The organism is Micromonospora sp. CPCC 206060, from assembly GCF_036906895.1.
In the GTDB taxonomy this organism is placed as follows: Bacteria; Actinomycetota; Actinomycetes; order Mycobacteriales; family Micromonosporaceae; genus Micromonospora.
The window spans coordinates 1-13,498 of sequence record NZ_JBAKHU010000107.1; the positions used below are offsets into that span (position 1 = coordinate 1).

Consider the following 13,498-nt stretch of genomic DNA (forward strand, 5'->3'; position numbering starts at 1 on the left):
GCTTCCTCGCACACACCGGACTGACCCTCGAACCCGAGACAACCTGACCATTCAAGGTCTGTAAGCGGGGGCCCTTCCTCTACCGAAAGCGTTAATAGGGGGCCCTTCCTTACGAACATCAGGTCGAAGACGGGGCGGCCGGCGAGCAGTGCCCGCCGCTCGAACTTGGTCACCGGGCGGTGGGCCGGCCGGGGCGCGTACCCGTCGACGGTGTTGACCAGTTCCGGGTCGGTGGTCAGCGTGTCGAGCATCGCCGAGGCGTACTCGGCCCAGTCCGTCGCGCAGTGCAGGATGCCGCCCGGGACCAGCCGGGAGCGCAGCAGCGCGACGTGCGCGGGCTGGATCAGCCGGCGCTTGTGGTGGCGCGCCTTGGGCCACGGGTCGGGGAAGAACACGTGCACCCGGTCCAGCGACCCGGCCGGCAGCAGGTACCGGACCAGGTCGAGCGCGTCGCCCCGGGCGATCCGGACGTTGCCCAGCCCGTGCCGCTCCACCAGGGACAGCAGGTTGGCGATTCCCGGGGTGTGCACCTCGACCGCGAGATAATCTCGGTTCGGGTCGGCGGCGGCCATCGCCACGGTCGCGTCGCCCATCCCGGAACCGATCTCCAGGACCACCGGCGCCCGCCGGCCGAAGAGCGCGGCCAGGTCGAGCGGCGGGGTGTCCGGGCCGGCGGCTTCCGGGACGACCACTCCGAGGGCGGGCCAGAGCCGGTCGAGCGCGTCCAGGTGGCGCTCGCCGAGCCGGCCGCGCCGGGGGTGGAACGTGCGGATCCGGGCCGGCGCCCGGGTGGCGACATGCTGGTCGGAGGTCACAGGGAGACGAGCCTACGCGACGGCCGGACGAGACGACGTGTGATGTGGGTCAGGGGGATGGGCGCCACCCATCCCGTACGGCAGGCCAGGTGGCTCGCTGCCCGGTACTGCCCGACGGTGCCGGGAGGGGCCATGGGGTGGATTCGGTACCGGGTCACGGCAGGTGTGGCGTTGACCGTGTTCGCCGCCCTGGCCACGCTGGTGGGGGCGGCGCCGGCCTGGGCGGGGGAGGTGTTCGTCCACGTCACCCCGTCCACCGTGCAGGCCGGGGAGAACATCAAGATCACGGCGAGCTGCCGGGACAACTGGTCCCCGGCCAAGGTCGAGTCGCCCGCCTTCGGCACGGTCACCCTGGACCCGCACGACGGACTGCTCACCGCCTCCGTCGTGGTGCCGAAGCACACCCGGCCGGGTGACTACCGGGTCAAGTTGAGCTGTCCGGACCGTCGTACCGCGTCGACCAGCCTGCACGTTCTGTCGCCCGGGCACCCCAAGCACGGACCGGCCACCGGCTTCGGCGGTGGAGCCGGCGGCGCCGTACCCGGCAACTGGCTGCTCACCGGCGGGCTCGCCGCTGTCGTGGCCGGAGCGGTACTGGCCGGATCCGCGTTCCGCAACCGTCGCGCCGTGGGCGCGCGCTGAGGGCACGCCGATGGTCGCGGGTCCGCCGCCGACCGCGCCGGACGTCCGCCGTGCCGGGGGCCGGGAGCGTACCTGGCCGGCACCGGTCGCGGTACTGCTGGTCCTGGCCGGGATCTTCGCCACCGGTGCGGGGCTCGGCCGGGTGGCCAGCGGGCCGTGGGACTGGCTCGCCGCCGGTCGGGACGCCGGTGGGGCCACGGAGCGCGGACCGCACCAACCGGTGAGTCTGCACATCGACGCGATCGGGGTGACCGCACCGGTGCACCGGGTCGGCCTGGCGCCGGACGGCTCGATCGCGGTACCGACCCTGGAACGGCACCGGGAGACCGGCTGGTACGACCGGGGCCCGACCCCCGGCCAGGACGGTCCGGCGATCATCGTGGGCCACTCGGACACCCGGGACGGTCCCTCGGTCTTCTACGACCTCAACCGGCTACGCCCGGGCGCCCGGATCGAGGTGACCCGGGCGGACCGGTCGGTGGTGGTCTTCCGGGTCGACTCGGTGGAACGCTTCGACAAGCAGCAACTCCCGGCCGACCGGGTCTACGGGGACTACCGGCGACCCGGCCTGCGCCTGATCACCTGCGGTGGCCGGTGGGTCGGCGGCAGCATCGGGTACGCCGACAACGTGGTCGTCTTCGCATCCCTGGTCGAGGCCCGGGACCCGTGACGCGTCGGTCATCCGGCGGCCCGGCCCAGCCCGGTGAACGGCCCCCGGTCCGGGCGGGTGAGCGGCCCCCGCTCCGGGCGGCGGGGCGGGGTCACCGGTCGGCGGTGACCTCCTGGGCCACCTCGAACTCCAGCAGCGTGGCGCCGGTGGCCACCGGCTTGCGCGGTGCCTCGCCCTCGGTGCTGGCGTGCGCACTCCGGGCCGGCCCGGCCGCCCATGCCTGGAACGCCTCCTCACTCTCCCAACGGGTGTAGACGAAGTAGCGGCTCTCCCCGGCCACCGGCCGGAGCAGCTCGAAACCGAGGAAACCGGGGGAGTTGCGTACCGCCTCGGCCCGCGCGGCGAACCGTTGCTCCAGCTCCGCCCCGGCACCCGGCGGGATCTCGATCGCGTTGATCTTCACGACTGCCATGGCTCCACCATAGGCGTCACAGCCCTTCGACGGTCGGTACCGGCTCGGCGTCGACCACGATCGGCGCGTGGTCGGACGGTCCCTTGCCCTTGCGGGCCTCCCGGTCGACGTAGGCCGAGCGCACCGTGCCGGCGAACGCCTCGGTGGCGTAGACCAGATCGATGCGCATGCCCTTGTTCTGGTGGAACATCCCGGCGCGGTAGTCCCAGTAGGTGAACGGGTGCGGACCCTTCATCGGGGTGGGTACCACGTCGGTCAGGCCGAGGTCGCGCAGCTCCGCCAAGGCCCGCCGTTCGGCCGGCGTGACGTGCGTCGAGGTCGCGAAGAGCGCCGGATCCCAGACGTCGGCGTCGGTGGGTGCCACGTTGAAGTCACCGCAGACCACCAGCGGCAGACCGGCACGCAGCTCCCCGGCCAGTGCGTCGCGCAGCGCGGCGAGCCAGGCCAGCTTGTAGGCGTAGTGCGGATCATCCGGGGTCCGACCGTTCGGCACGTACACCGACCAGACCCGCAGCCCGGCGCAGGTCGCCGAGATGGCCCGCGCCTCCGGCTCGGGGAACCCCGGCTCATCCGGGAAACCGACCACCACGTCGGTCAGCCCGACCCGGGACAGCACCGCCACCCCGTTCCAGCGACCGTCGCTGTGGCTGGCCACGGTGTAGCCCAGCGCGCCGACCTCGTCGGCCGGGAACGCGCCGTCCGGGCATTTCGTCTCCTGGAGGCAGACCACGTCGGGTGCCGTGGTCGCGAGCCAGTCCAGCAGACGGGGGAGCCGGGCCTTCACCGAGTTGACGTTCCAGGTCGCCAGACGCATGCCCCAAGCCTGCCGCATCCCGTACCGGCCCGCCGGTCAGCCGCCCGAGGTGTCGCCGGTCGGATACCGGCTCCCGCCCCGGGCGGCTACGTCACCGTCAGGCGCCGGGGTTGTCGCCACCGGGTCGTTGCTGTTCGGCGAGGAACCGTTCCAGCTCCGCACCGAGTTCGTCGGCGGTCGGCAGCGGGCCGGCCCCGTCGGACAGCAGGTTCCGTTCGCCCCGGCCCCGGGCGAACGCGTCGTACTGCTCCTCCAGCGCCCGGACCAGCGCGGAGGCGTCGTCGGTCTGGGCCACCTGGCGGTCGATGTCCACCCGGACCACTTCGGCGGCGACGCGCAGCCCGTCGCTGGGCAGTAGCAGGCCGGTGCTGCGGGACACCGACGCCAGCAGGGTCTCGGCGGCGGCCGGGTACTCGGTCTGGGCCACGTAGTGGGGTACGTGCACCGCGAAACCGAGCGCGTCCCGGCCCTGCTCACCGAGCCGGTACTCCAGCAGGTGACCGGCGCTGCCGGGGACCTGGACCCGCTGCAACCACGGCTCGTACCCGCTGATCAGCTCGGTTCGGGTGGCGTGCGCGGTCACCCCGGTCGGCCGGGTGTGTGGTACGGCCATCGGGATGGCGTTCAGCCCCACGGTCAGCCGTACCCCGAGCCGCTCGGTCAGCGCCGACACGGCGGACACGAACCGCTCCCACTGCAGGTCCGGCTCGGGGCCGGTGAGCAGCAGGAACGGTGTGCCGGCGTCGTCGTGCAGCAGGTCGATGCGCAGCTCGGGCCGCTCGTACTCCTCCCAGTGGTCGGCCACGAAGATCATCGGGGGGCGGCGCGAGCGGTAGTCGAGTAGCTGGTCGATGTCGAAGGTGACCACCGGCTGGGCGGTGAGGTTCGTGAGCAGGTGCTCCCGGGCGAGACGGGTGGCGTTGCCGGCGTCGACGAAGCCGGTCAGCGCCTGGATCAGCACCGGCTGGCCCAGGTCGGGCAGGTCGTCGGTGAGCTGGTAGAGCCCGTGTGGATCGAGCACCGGTCCGGACCTCCTCAGGGGTCTGCGTACGGGCGGCCGGGTGATGGGCCGCCGTAGGGGGAACCATCCGCCATCCTGCTGCATTCCAGCCGGCTTCGGTGGGCCGGCCCGGGCCGTCCCAACCCTGCCGCCGATCCGGGCGTTACATCATTGTTTCGCCCGGTTATTGGTTCGTTGCCGGTTTGCCGGCCCGCCCGACGGTCGGCACCATTGGCTTACCCGATGGTCCGGCCTCGCCCGTCCGGCCCAGGTCAACGCCCTGCCACTGTGGAGGGTACGGGTGTGGCGCTTGACCCGACCGGGTACAAGTCTTGGCATACCCGACGTGAGGAGAGTTCGATGCCGACACTGGCGCAGCGGATCAGCACCTTCCTGCGGTCGCCGCAGGGCCGGCAGTTGGTCGAGCGGGGCCGCCGCGAACTGGCCAAGCCGTCCACCCAGCAGAAGCTCCGGGGCGTGCTCAGCCGCCTGTCCCGCCGCCGCTGACCCCGGCACCCGCCCACCAGACCCGACCACGGGAGCGAACTCTTGACCGACCCTGCCACCGCCCCCGGGGAGAGCACCGTGCCGACCCCCCGCCAGCCCACGACCACCCCGGACCCGGCCGACGAGGCCGTGGCCGCACCCCCGGCCGGACTCTGGGACCGGATGCGGGACGACCCGCAGTACGCGCCGGAGCACCTCGCCCTGGAGGCGGTCCGGCGGCTGGGACCCGAAGCGGCCGAGTGGGCCCGACGGAGCCGCGCCGAACAGCCGCATCTCCCGCCGCACGGGCTCGCCGAGTTCGCCATCCGCAAGTTCGTCAACCGGGCCCGCCTGTCCGGTGCGGTCTCCGGTGCGGCCGGCCTGCCCGGCGCGGTACTCGACATCGGGGTGCTCGCCTGGACCCAGGCCCGGATGGTGCTGCACATCGCCGCCGCGTACGGCGTCGACCCGGAGCACCCGGACCGGGCCACCGACCTGCTGGTGCTGCAGAAGGTGCACAAGGTCGCCGAGACCGCGCGGCTGGCCCTCGGTGTGGCGGCCGGACGGGAGCGGGCCGGTGCCCTCTTCCGGGGCACCAACACCCCGCTCGCCCGGGCGATGCTGAAGCTGAGCATCAAGCTCGCCCAGATGGCCGGGGTACGGGCGGCGAAGCGGGTGTTCGCCAAGATCGTTCCGGGCGCCGCGATCATCCTCGGCACCTGGGCCAACTCGTCGGCCACCAAGGACCTCGCCCGGCGCAGCCAGGCGCTCTACGGCCAGCGGGCGCTGGGCGGCCCGCCAGCGCAGCGTCAGCCCTGACGGATCACCGGTCCCGACGGATCACCTCTCGCGCGGACCGGTCCTGACGGATTACCGGTCGGCCGCCCGGCCGACCGGTGGGCGCCGACCCGATGGTGCCCGGTCATTCCGGCCGACCCGATGGTGCCCGGTCATTCCGGCCGACCGGGTGGGTCCCGCGTCCGATCGCCCGCCGGCCCGTGGGCTCACCGGCGGCCCGTGCCGGCGAGGCCGCTGGCTCCCCAGGCCACCTCGGCGAGCCGGCCCTGCCCGTCGACGTCGGGGTGGAAGTAGTCCAGCGAGTTGACCATGTCCAGCGAGAAACGCACCCGGTGGATGGCCCCGCCGTCGTACCGGCACCGGGAGCCGTACCGCCGGCACGCCGCCCGGAGTTGGTCGTTGTACGCGTCGATCCGCTCGGCGAAGGCGGCCCGGCGGGCCACGTCGGCCGGAGCGTCCGAGGTGGCGTTCGCCAGCAGGGCCGGGCAGATGCCCCGCCGCCAGGCGCGTACCGCCCGCTCGTCGGTGTGCCCCACCTCCCAGAGCCGGTGCAGATCCGGGATGCTCAGCACCAGGATCCGGGCCTTCGGCCGCTTCTCCTTCACGATCGCCAGTGCCCGGTCCAGGTCGGCGCGGAACGCGTCGACCGGCGTCATCGCGTCGATGCCGCCCCGGCAGGCGTCGTTCGCGCCGATCAGGACGGTCAGGTAGTCGACGTCGACGCGTACCGCCTCGGTGGCCTGCGCCGGCAGTGACGCCGCGCGGGCCCCCGGCGCGGCCAGGTTGCGGGCCTCGCCCTTGATGGTGGGATTCTCGGCGAGCAACCGGCGGTAGATGCTCTCCACCCGGCGCCCGTCCCCGGTGGACCAGGAGTTGCGCTGGCACGAGGCGAGCACCAGACAGGAACCGAAGCCGGTGGTGATCGAGTCGCCGAGGGCGGCCATCGAATCCGGTAGGCCGGCCCGGGGCGAGCTGGACGGCTGGGGTGTCGGACCGCCACCGCCGCCGCCCTCGCAGGCCAGGGCCACCAGGGCGGCGAGGCAGAGCAGCGCGGTGGTCCAGCGGCGGGACGCCGGGTGGGTGGTCCAGCGGCGGGGCATCGACTCCCCCGTTCAGCATCGCACGGCGACAGCGCCGTAACTCTACGCGCCCGAACGGGTTACCGGAACACCGGTGACCGTCCGGTATGCGGCAGCCTGCCCGTTCCGCTCAGCCCGGGCGCGGCTCTGCCGGTCAAAGCCTGCGGCGGCGGGCCGCCCGCCACGGGGCGGGCCGGCCCTGCAACCACCAGCCGAGCGCCCGGGTGATCCGGGGGAGTACCAGGTAGGTCATCAGCGGGGTCAGGCAAAGCGTCATGATCAGGGTACGGACCGCCACCGGTACATCAGCGATCAACTGGCCGGTGATCAGGGTGGCGGTCAGGCTCAGCGGGAAGAACGCGAGCCAGATGGTGACCGCCTGCTTCCAGCGTGGCGGCCCCGGCGGGGGCAGGTGCTCCACGCTCTGCTCCAGCGGCGGGTCGAACCAGCCCTCGATGCCGGTACGCCGCTCGGTGCGGGTGTGCTCCACGATGCCCTGCGCCGAGGTCAGCCACCAGCGTCGCTGCGGGGACTCCTCCCACCGGCGCAGCGTCTCGGTGTCCGCGAAGCGGTAGAGCATGTGCCAGTCCGGCGAGCCGGGACCGGTGCGTACCCAGCCGGCACCGAGGAACCCGGGGAAGTCCTCGGCCAGCCCGGTACCCGCCCGCATCCAGGCCACCATCTCGCGGGACCGGGACGGGTCGGCACGTCGGGTGATCGCGACCGTCACCGGTACCGCTTCGGTCGTGGTCATGCCCACCATCCTCCGCTGCCGCCACCGGCCGGGCGGGTGGCCGGTACCCCGGTGTAACGCCGCCTACGCCGCGCATCCAGGCCGCCTACGCCGCGAGTCCAGGCCGCCTACGCCGCGCATCCAGGCCGCCTACGCCGCGCATCCAGGCCGCCTACGCCGCGCATCCAGGCCGCCCACGTCGCTCATCCAGGCCGCCCACGTCGCGAGTCCAGGTCGCCCATGCGGCGGGTATACCCCACGGGCCGGGCGGCTCACCCGGGTACGGGTGTTAAGAAGGGGCCCTTCCTCTACCGAATGCGTTAAGCGGGGGCCCTTCCTTACGTTAGGGCGGGGGCTGTCGGGGTAGCTGACGGAGATGGCGAGATCGCAACCGTCGGGCCGGCGGGGCACCGTGGGGCACGCCTACAGCGCGCTCAACCTGCGCCTGGCGCTGGCAAGCTTCGGGCTGGTCTTCTTCACCATCATGGCGGTGCTCGCGGCCCGCGCCGACCTGGTCTGGCTCGCGGTGCTCTTCGCCGTCGTGGCGTTGACCGCCGTGGTCGACCTGGTGGTCATCCAGCGTCGACGGGCGGCCCGGCGCCGCGAGGAACCGCCGGGCAGCCGGCACTCGCTCTTCGAGTGACAGGAGTACGACATGCCGATCGCCACCGTCAACCCGGCCACCGGTGAGGTGCTGAAGACCTTCGACCCGACCCCCGACGGCGAGGTCGACGCGGCAATCGGCCGGGCCGACGAGGCGTACCGGGCCCTGTGGGACACCACGGTGGCGCAGCGCGGGGCGTGGCTGACCGCCGCCGCCGACCTGCTCGACGCCGAGACCGAGCAGATCGGCCGGTTGATGACCACCGAGATGGGCAAGACCCTCGCGGCGGCGAAGGCGGAGGCGGCCAAGTGCGCCACCGCCTGCCGGTACTACGCCGCCAACGCGGCGGACTTCCTCGCCGACACGCCCGCCGACGCGGCGGCGGTCGGGGCCCGGCAGGCGTTCGTCCGCTACCAGCCGATCGGGCCGGTACTCGCGGTCATGCCGTGGAACTTTCCGCTCTGGCAGGTGGTCCGGTTCGCCGCCCCGGCGCTGATGGCCGGCAACACCGGTCTGCTCAAGCACGCCTCCAACGTGCCGCAGACCGCGCTGTGGCTGGCCGAACTGTTCCACCGGGCGGGCTTCCCGGCCGGGGCCTTCCAGACCCTGCTGGTCGACTCGGACGCCGTCGAGCGCATCCTCGCCGACCCCCGGGTCCGCGCCGCCACCCTGACCGGCAGCGAGGGCGCCGGCCGGTCCATCGCGGCGGCGGCCGGCCGGTATCTGAAGAAAACCGTGCTGGAACTCGGCGGCAGTGACCCGTTCGTGGTGATGCCCTCCGCCGACGTGGCCGCCGCCGCCGAGGTCGCCACCACCGCCCGCTGCCAGAACAACGGCCAGTCCTGCATCGCCGCGAAACGGTTCATCGTGCACACCGATGTCTTCGACGCGTTCGCCGAGGCGTTCACCGTCCGGATGGCCGCGCTGCAGGTCGGGGACCCGACGGACGCCGGTACCGACGTCGGTCCGCTCGCCACCGAGCGGGGCCGCGACGACGTCGACGGGCAGGTCCGCGACGCGGTCGGCCAGGGCGCCCGGGTGCTGGTCGGCGGCGCACGCCCCGACCGGGCCGGCTGGTGGTACCCACCGACCGTGGTCACCGACCTGACCCCGGCGATGCGGATGTGGTCCGAGGAGGTGTTCGGCCCGGTCGCCGGGCTCTACCGGGTGTCGTCGTACGACGAGGCGGTCGAGTTGGCCAACGGCACCAGCTTCGGCCTCGGCGCCAACGCCTGGACCCGGGACCCGGCCGAACAGGAGCGCTTCGCCACCGACCTGGACGCCGGCAGCGTCTTCATCAACGGCATGACCACGTCGTACCCGCAACTGCCGTTCGGCGGGGTACGCAACTCCGGGTACGGCCGGGAACTCTCCGCCCTCGGCATGCGGGAGTTCTGCAACATCAAGACGGTCTGGGTGGGCGAGGGCGGCGCCCCGGCCGGCGCCGGAGCCGGCGCCCACGCCGAATGAGGTGTAAGGAAGGGCCCCCGCTTATCGCATTCGGTAGAGGAAGGGCCCCTTTTTAACACTCCTGACACTCCTGACACTCCTGACACTCCTGACACTCCTGACACCGGGCGTGCCGGACTGCTGCCCCGGGTAGGTAGGGACACCATGACGGTGTTCGGCTTCCACAACTCCCACGAGCAGGTCCATCCTTCCGCGCTGCTGGAGGCGACGATCCACGCCGAGGCCGCCGGCTTCGACGCGGCCATGTCCTCGGACCACTTCTCCCCGTGGAGCGCCCGGCAGGGCCAGTCCGGCTTCGCCTGGTCCTGGCTCGGCGCGGCGCTCCAGGCGACGTCCCTGCCCTTCGGGGTGGTGAACGCACCCGGACAGCGGTACCACCCGGCGATCATCGCCCAGGCGATCGGCACCATCGGCGCGATGTATCCCGGCCGCTTCTGGGCGGCCCTCGGTACCGGCGAGGCGAGCAACGAGCACATCACCGGCGACCGCTGGCCCCGCAAGGACGTCCGCACCGCCCGGCTGCGGGAGTGCGTCGACGTGATCCGGGCCCTGCTCACCGGTGCGGAGGTCAGCCACGACGGGCTGGTCACCGTCGACCGGGCCCGGCTCTGGACCCGCCCCGAGCAGCCACCGGCGCTGATCGGCGCGGCGGTGAGCGTACCCACGGCACGCTGGTGCGCCGAGTGGGCCGACGGACTCATCACCGTGAACGCGCCGGTCGACCACCTGCGCCGGATGATCGACGCGTACCGGGACGCCGGTGGGTGGGGGCCGCTGCACCTCCAGGTGCACGTCAGCTGGGCGCCCGACGAGGCCGAGGCGGCCCGGATCGCGTACGACCAGTGGCGCAGCAACGTCTTCGCGCCGCCGGTCTGCTGGGACCTGGAGATGACCGACCACTTCGACGCGGTCTCCGAGCAGGTGCCGATGGAGCAGGTCACCCGGGTGGTCAACGTCTCCGCCGACCTGGGCCGGCACGTCGGGTGGCTCCAGGACTACCTGGAACTCGGCTTCGACCAGATCTACCTGCACCACGTCGGCCGGGAGCAGCACGCCTTCATCGACGCGTTCGGCTCGCAGGTGCTGCCGAAACTGCGTTCCACCAGGTGATCGGACCGGACGGCCGCGGCGCCTAGGCTCGGCGCATGGAGGCACTGTTCGAGGTCGTTCTCTTCCTCGCCATCGCGACTCTCGGCGCGGCGCTCGCCCGCCGTCTCGGTCTACTCGCCCCGATCCTGCTGGTCGTGCTGGGTTTGGCGCTGTCGTTCGTGCCGGGCTTCCCGCAGTTCCGGCTGGATCCGGAACTGGTGCTGGTGGGCATCCTGCCGCCGCTGCTCTACGTGGCGGCGCTGGAGACCTCGGTCCCGGCCTTCCGCTACAACCTGCGGCCGATCCTGCTGCTCGCCGTGGGCCTGGTGCTCTTCACCGCGTTCGTGGTCGGTGTCGTCGTGCACGCGTTGCTCCCCGGGGTGCCGTTCGCGGTCTGCCTGGCGCTGGGCGCGGTCGTCGCCCCACCGGACGCGGTCGCGGCCACCGCGGTGGCCCGGCGGGTCGGACTGCCCCGTCGGGTGGTGACCATCCTGGAGGGGGAGAGCCTGGTCAACGACGCTACCGCGCTGGTACTGCTGCGGGTGGCGACCCTGGCCACCATCGGCTCGGCGGTCGGGGTCGGCGAGGTCGCCCGCGAGGTGCTCGTGGCGACCGGTGGCGGCATCGTGATCGGGGCACTGGGCGCGCTGGTCTTCGGCTTCCTGCACCAGCGGGTCAGCGATCCGCTGCTGGACAACGCCCTGTCGCTGATCATCCCGTTCGCGGTGGTGTTCGTCGCCGAGGAGATCCACGCCTCCGGGGTGGTCGCCGTGGTGGTCACCGGCCTGGCGCTCGGACACCGGTTGCCGAAGCTGATGTCGGCCGCCTCCCGGTTGCAGATCGGCGCGTTCTGGCGGCTGGTCCGGTTCCTGCTGGAAGGGCTGGTCTTCCTGCTGGTCGGGCTCCAGCTCCGGGACGTGCTGGTCAACCTGGACACCCCGGCCGGCACGCTGGCCGCAGTGACCGCCGCCGTGCTGGTGACCGTCCTCCTGACCCGGTTCGTCTGGCTCTTCCCCGCCACCTACCTGGCCCGCCTGGTGCCCCGGGTACGCCGTCGCGATCCCGCGCCGTCCCCGCGCTTCCCGCTGGTCATCGGCTGGGCCGGGATGCGCGGGGTGGTCACCCTGGCCGGTGCGCTCGCCCTGCCGCTCACCCTGGCCGGCGGCGAGCCGTACCCGAGGGAGCTGTTCATCTGGCTCGCGTTCGCGGTGATCGTGGCGACCCTGGTCGGCCAGGGCGCCACCCTGCCGGTGGTGGCCCGGCGGTTGAAACTGCCCCCGGACGACGCGGTGCAGGACGCGCTCTCCGCGGCGGCGGTGCAGCAGCAGGCCAGCCGGGCCGCCCGGGACCGGCTCGACGAGATCGCCGCAGGCGCCCCGGCGGCCGTGGTCGAGCGGCTGCGCCGGTTGGGCGAGTACCGGACCAACACGGCGTGGGAACGGTTGGGCGGCGAGGAGCGGGAAACCCCCTCCCAGGCGTACGCCCGGCTGCGGCAGGAGATGATCGACGCGGAGCGGGAGGTGTTCCGGGCGGCCCGGGACGCCGGCCGGATCCCGGAGGAGACACTGGTACGGGCCTACCGGGACCTGGACCTGGAGGAGTCCCTGCTGCGACGGGAGGACGAGACGTGAGCTGCGAGCATCTGACCGGGGCGGGTACGGCGCCGCCGGAGGTCACCGGGTACTGCCCGCAATGCCGGGCGATGGGCTCCGAAGACTGGGTGCACCTGCGGTCCTGTCTCACCTGCGGGCAGGTCGGCTGCTGCGACTCGTCGCCGCACCAGCACGCCTCCGCCCACTTCGCGCAGACCGGTCATCCGGTGATCCGCTCGGTGCAGCCCGGCGAGTCCTGGCGCTGGTGCTACCTCGACGAGGAGATCGGCTGACCGCTCGGCGGGCGGATCGGCTGCCTGGCGTCGGTCAGGGCAGCCGGCGGGCCAGCACCTGACCCGGCCACGGTGGCCGGCCGGGCCGGGCGACGGTGAACCGCTCGGTGGCGGTGAAGCCGCACCGCTCGTACCAGCGGACCAGTGCCCCGTCGTCGCCCGCGTAGCAGTCCACCCGGAGCAGCCCGACCCCGGCCGCCCGGGTCAGTCCGGCCGCGTACGCCAGCAGCCGGCCGCCGATGTCCCGGCCGGCGTACGCCCGGTCGGTGACCAGCAGTCTGACGTACCGTTCCGGCTCGTTGGCCGGCGGCACCTCCTCCGGGGCCGCGCCGACGACCAGGGCGCCGACCGGCCGGTCGGCGAGCACGGCCAGGTACAGCCCGCCGCTGCCCGCCCACTCCTGGGCCTGGGCGATGCGGCGTGGGTCGGCGGAGGCCGGTTCGGTACCCCACTGACCGGTCCGACCCCGGGCGACCAGCCAGGCGGTGGCGTCGTCGAGCAGCCGCAGGATGTGGTCCGCGTCGTCCGGGCCACCCGCCCGTACGGTCGGCTCGTCGGGGCCGGCCCCGGTCACGTGTTCGTCGTCGGTCACCGGGACATGGTGGCAGACCGGCCCCGGGCCAGGGCCGGTCCGGGGTGAAGGGCCGATGCCCGGTTCCGGAGGTTTCGGTGCCGGTCGATGTCGGGTACGGCAGAGGGAGCAGCCCCCTGGAGGTTGCGATGACGTCCACCGCCGACCGGTTCCCCGCCCGGCACCTGCCCCCGGTCACCGTACGGGAGATGCCGCCGCCGCCACGTTCCGCGTGGCGGATCATCGGGCCGGGGGTGATCGCGGCCGGTGTCGGCCTGGCCTCCGGCGAGTTCGTTCTCTACCCCTACATCGCCTCCCAGGTGGGGCTGGTCTTCCTGGGGCGGCGGCGGTCGGCATCGGCACCCAGTGAGCCATTCCGGGTAAGCCTCTGACTACCAGGAGCGCTGTCCGGGATGAGGGATCATGGGCG

The 13,498-nt window shown here is 73.1% G+C and carries 16 protein-coding genes and 1 pseudogene; 10 read left to right on the forward strand and 7 right to left on the reverse strand.

Annotated features, from left to right (window positions below; genetic code table 11):
* Window positions 1-107 precede the first annotated feature (107 nt).
* Window positions 108-815 (reverse strand): annotated as a pseudogene (trmB, locus tag V6U90_RS30750) (tRNA (guanosine(46)-N7)-methyltransferase TrmB); the annotation flags it as partial.
* A gap of 132 nt (window positions 816-947) precedes the next feature.
* On the opposite strand from trmB, the gene V6U90_RS30755 reads away from it, so the two are divergent.
* Complete coding sequence (locus V6U90_RS30755; RefSeq protein ID WP_334444211.1) at window positions 948-1,457, forward strand: hypothetical protein; 510 nt, start codon at window positions 948-950, stop codon at window positions 1,455-1,457.
* A 10-nt stretch (window positions 1,458-1,467) separates the two neighbouring features.
* Window positions 1,468-2,127 carry a class F sortase gene (locus V6U90_RS30760; RefSeq protein WP_334444213.1) on the forward strand — a complete coding sequence of 220 codons (660 nt, stop codon included), beginning with the start codon at window positions 1,468-1,470 and terminating at the stop codon, window positions 2,125-2,127.
* Window positions 2,128-2,218: 91 nt separating this feature from the next.
* Here V6U90_RS30760 and V6U90_RS30765 read toward each other — a convergent pair whose 3' ends face one another.
* The 3 genes from V6U90_RS30765 to V6U90_RS30775 form a co-directional block, all read right to left on the reverse strand.
* Window positions 2,219-2,539: an antibiotic biosynthesis monooxygenase family protein gene (locus V6U90_RS30765; protein ID WP_334444215.1), complete on the reverse strand. Its 321-nt coding sequence runs from the start codon at window positions 2,537-2,539 to the stop codon at window positions 2,219-2,221.
* Between the two features lie 16 nt (window positions 2,540-2,555).
* Entirely contained in the window at window positions 2,556-3,353 is a 798-nt protein-coding gene (locus V6U90_RS30770; RefSeq protein WP_334444218.1) for an exodeoxyribonuclease III, read from the reverse strand.
* Between the two features lie 97 nt (window positions 3,354-3,450).
* Entirely contained in the window at window positions 3,451-4,374 is a 924-nt protein-coding gene (locus tag V6U90_RS30775) for a proteasome assembly chaperone family protein (protein WP_334444221.1), read from the reverse strand.
* 339 nt (window positions 4,375-4,713) lie between these two features.
* On the opposite strand from V6U90_RS30775, the gene V6U90_RS30780 reads away from it, so the two are divergent.
* Both V6U90_RS30780 and V6U90_RS30785 read left to right on the forward strand, forming a co-directional pair.
* Window positions 4,714-4,860: a hypothetical protein gene (locus V6U90_RS30780; RefSeq protein WP_208815929.1), complete on the forward strand. Its 147-nt coding sequence runs from the start codon at window positions 4,714-4,716 to the stop codon at window positions 4,858-4,860.
* A gap of 42 nt (window positions 4,861-4,902) precedes the next feature.
* Complete coding sequence (locus tag V6U90_RS30785) at window positions 4,903-5,658, forward strand: EcsC family protein (RefSeq protein ID WP_442933706.1); 756 nt, start codon at window positions 4,903-4,905, stop codon at window positions 5,656-5,658.
* A 185-nt stretch (window positions 5,659-5,843) separates the two neighbouring features.
* On the opposite strand, the gene V6U90_RS30790 is transcribed toward V6U90_RS30785, so the two are convergent.
* Together V6U90_RS30790 and V6U90_RS30795 are read right to left on the reverse strand one after the other, a co-directional pair.
* Complete coding sequence (locus tag V6U90_RS30790; RefSeq protein ID WP_334444227.1) at window positions 5,844-6,737, reverse strand: GDSL-type esterase/lipase family protein; 894 nt, start codon at window positions 6,735-6,737, stop codon at window positions 5,844-5,846.
* A gap of 133 nt (window positions 6,738-6,870) precedes the next feature.
* Window positions 6,871-7,470, reverse strand: coding sequence for an antibiotic biosynthesis monooxygenase (locus V6U90_RS30795; RefSeq protein WP_334444229.1), 600 nt, complete (start codon window positions 7,468-7,470; stop codon window positions 6,871-6,873).
* Between the two features lie 355 nt (window positions 7,471-7,825).
* Here V6U90_RS30795 and V6U90_RS30800 point away from each other — a divergent pair, with 355 nt between their 5' ends.
* The 5 genes from V6U90_RS30800 (at window position 7,826) to V6U90_RS30820 (ending at window position 12,497) form a co-directional block, all read left to right on the forward strand.
* Complete coding sequence (locus V6U90_RS30800; RefSeq protein ID WP_334444232.1) at window positions 7,826-8,092, forward strand: DUF6343 family protein; 267 nt, start codon at window positions 7,826-7,828, stop codon at window positions 8,090-8,092.
* Between the two features lie 12 nt (window positions 8,093-8,104).
* A complete protein-coding gene (locus tag V6U90_RS30805) occupies window positions 8,105-9,523 on the forward strand; it encodes an NADP-dependent succinic semialdehyde dehydrogenase (protein ID WP_334444234.1) in 1,419 nt (472 codons plus the stop codon).
* Between the two features lie 144 nt (window positions 9,524-9,667).
* Window positions 9,668-10,633, forward strand: coding sequence for a TIGR03885 family FMN-dependent LLM class oxidoreductase (locus V6U90_RS30810; RefSeq protein ID WP_334444236.1), 966 nt, complete (start codon window positions 9,668-9,670; stop codon window positions 10,631-10,633).
* A 35-nt stretch (window positions 10,634-10,668) separates the two neighbouring features.
* The gene (locus V6U90_RS30815; protein ID WP_334444238.1) at window positions 10,669-12,243 is read left to right on the forward strand and encodes a Na+/H+ antiporter; all 1,575 of its coding nucleotides are present in this window, start codon (window positions 10,669-10,671) and stop codon (window positions 12,241-12,243) included.
* Complete coding sequence (locus V6U90_RS30820; RefSeq protein WP_334444240.1) at window positions 12,240-12,497, forward strand: UBP-type zinc finger domain-containing protein; 258 nt, start codon at window positions 12,240-12,242, stop codon at window positions 12,495-12,497. Before V6U90_RS30815 ends, V6U90_RS30820 begins: the two co-directional genes overlap by 4 nt.
* 34 nt (window positions 12,498-12,531) lie before the next feature.
* Here V6U90_RS30820 and V6U90_RS30825 read toward each other — a convergent pair whose 3' ends face one another.
* Window positions 12,532-13,089 (reverse strand): GNAT family N-acetyltransferase, encoded by a 558-nt coding sequence (locus tag V6U90_RS30825; protein WP_334444243.1) that lies wholly within the window; start codon window positions 13,087-13,089, stop codon window positions 12,532-12,534.
* Window positions 13,090-13,217: 128 nt separating this feature from the next.
* On the opposite strand from V6U90_RS30825, the gene V6U90_RS30830 reads away from it, so the two are divergent.
* Window positions 13,218-13,460, forward strand: coding sequence for a hypothetical protein (locus tag V6U90_RS30830; protein ID WP_334444245.1), 243 nt, complete (start codon window positions 13,218-13,220; stop codon window positions 13,458-13,460).
* Window positions 13,461-13,498: the final 38 nt, after the last annotated feature.

What these genes read in the sequence shown, in the direction of transcription:
- V6U90_RS30755 (WP_334444211.1), top strand. Translation starts at nt 948, where the DNA reads ATGGGGTGGATTCGGTACCGGGTCACGGCAGGTGTGGCGTTGACCGTG.
- V6U90_RS30760 (WP_334444213.1), top strand. Translation starts at nt 1,468, where the DNA reads ATGGTCGCGGGTCCGCCGCCGACCGCGCCGGACGTCCGCCGTGCCGGG.
- V6U90_RS30765 (WP_334444215.1), bottom strand. Translation starts at nt 2,539, where the DNA reads ATGGCAGTCGTGAAGATCAACGCGATCGAGATCCCGCCGGGTGCCGGG.
- V6U90_RS30770 (WP_334444218.1), bottom strand. Translation starts at nt 3,353, where the DNA reads ATGCGTCTGGCGACCTGGAACGTCAACTCGGTGAAGGCCCGGCTCCCC.
- V6U90_RS30780 (WP_208815929.1), top strand. Translation starts at nt 4,714, where the DNA reads ATGCCGACACTGGCGCAGCGGATCAGCACCTTCCTGCGGTCGCCGCAG.
- V6U90_RS30790 (WP_334444227.1), bottom strand. Translation starts at nt 6,737, where the DNA reads ATGCCCCGCCGCTGGACCACCCACCCGGCGTCCCGCCGCTGGACCACC.
- V6U90_RS30795 (WP_334444229.1), bottom strand. Translation starts at nt 7,470, where the DNA reads ATGACCACGACCGAAGCGGTACCGGTGACGGTCGCGATCACCCGACGT.
- V6U90_RS30800 (WP_334444232.1), top strand. Translation starts at nt 7,826, where the DNA reads ATGGCGAGATCGCAACCGTCGGGCCGGCGGGGCACCGTGGGGCACGCC.
- V6U90_RS30805 (WP_334444234.1), top strand. Translation starts at nt 8,105, where the DNA reads ATGCCGATCGCCACCGTCAACCCGGCCACCGGTGAGGTGCTGAAGACC.
- V6U90_RS30810 (WP_334444236.1), top strand. Translation starts at nt 9,668, where the DNA reads ATGACGGTGTTCGGCTTCCACAACTCCCACGAGCAGGTCCATCCTTCC.
- V6U90_RS30815 (WP_334444238.1), top strand. Translation starts at nt 10,669, where the DNA reads ATGGAGGCACTGTTCGAGGTCGTTCTCTTCCTCGCCATCGCGACTCTC.
- V6U90_RS30830 (WP_334444245.1), top strand. Translation starts at nt 13,218, where the DNA reads ATGACGTCCACCGCCGACCGGTTCCCCGCCCGGCACCTGCCCCCGGTC.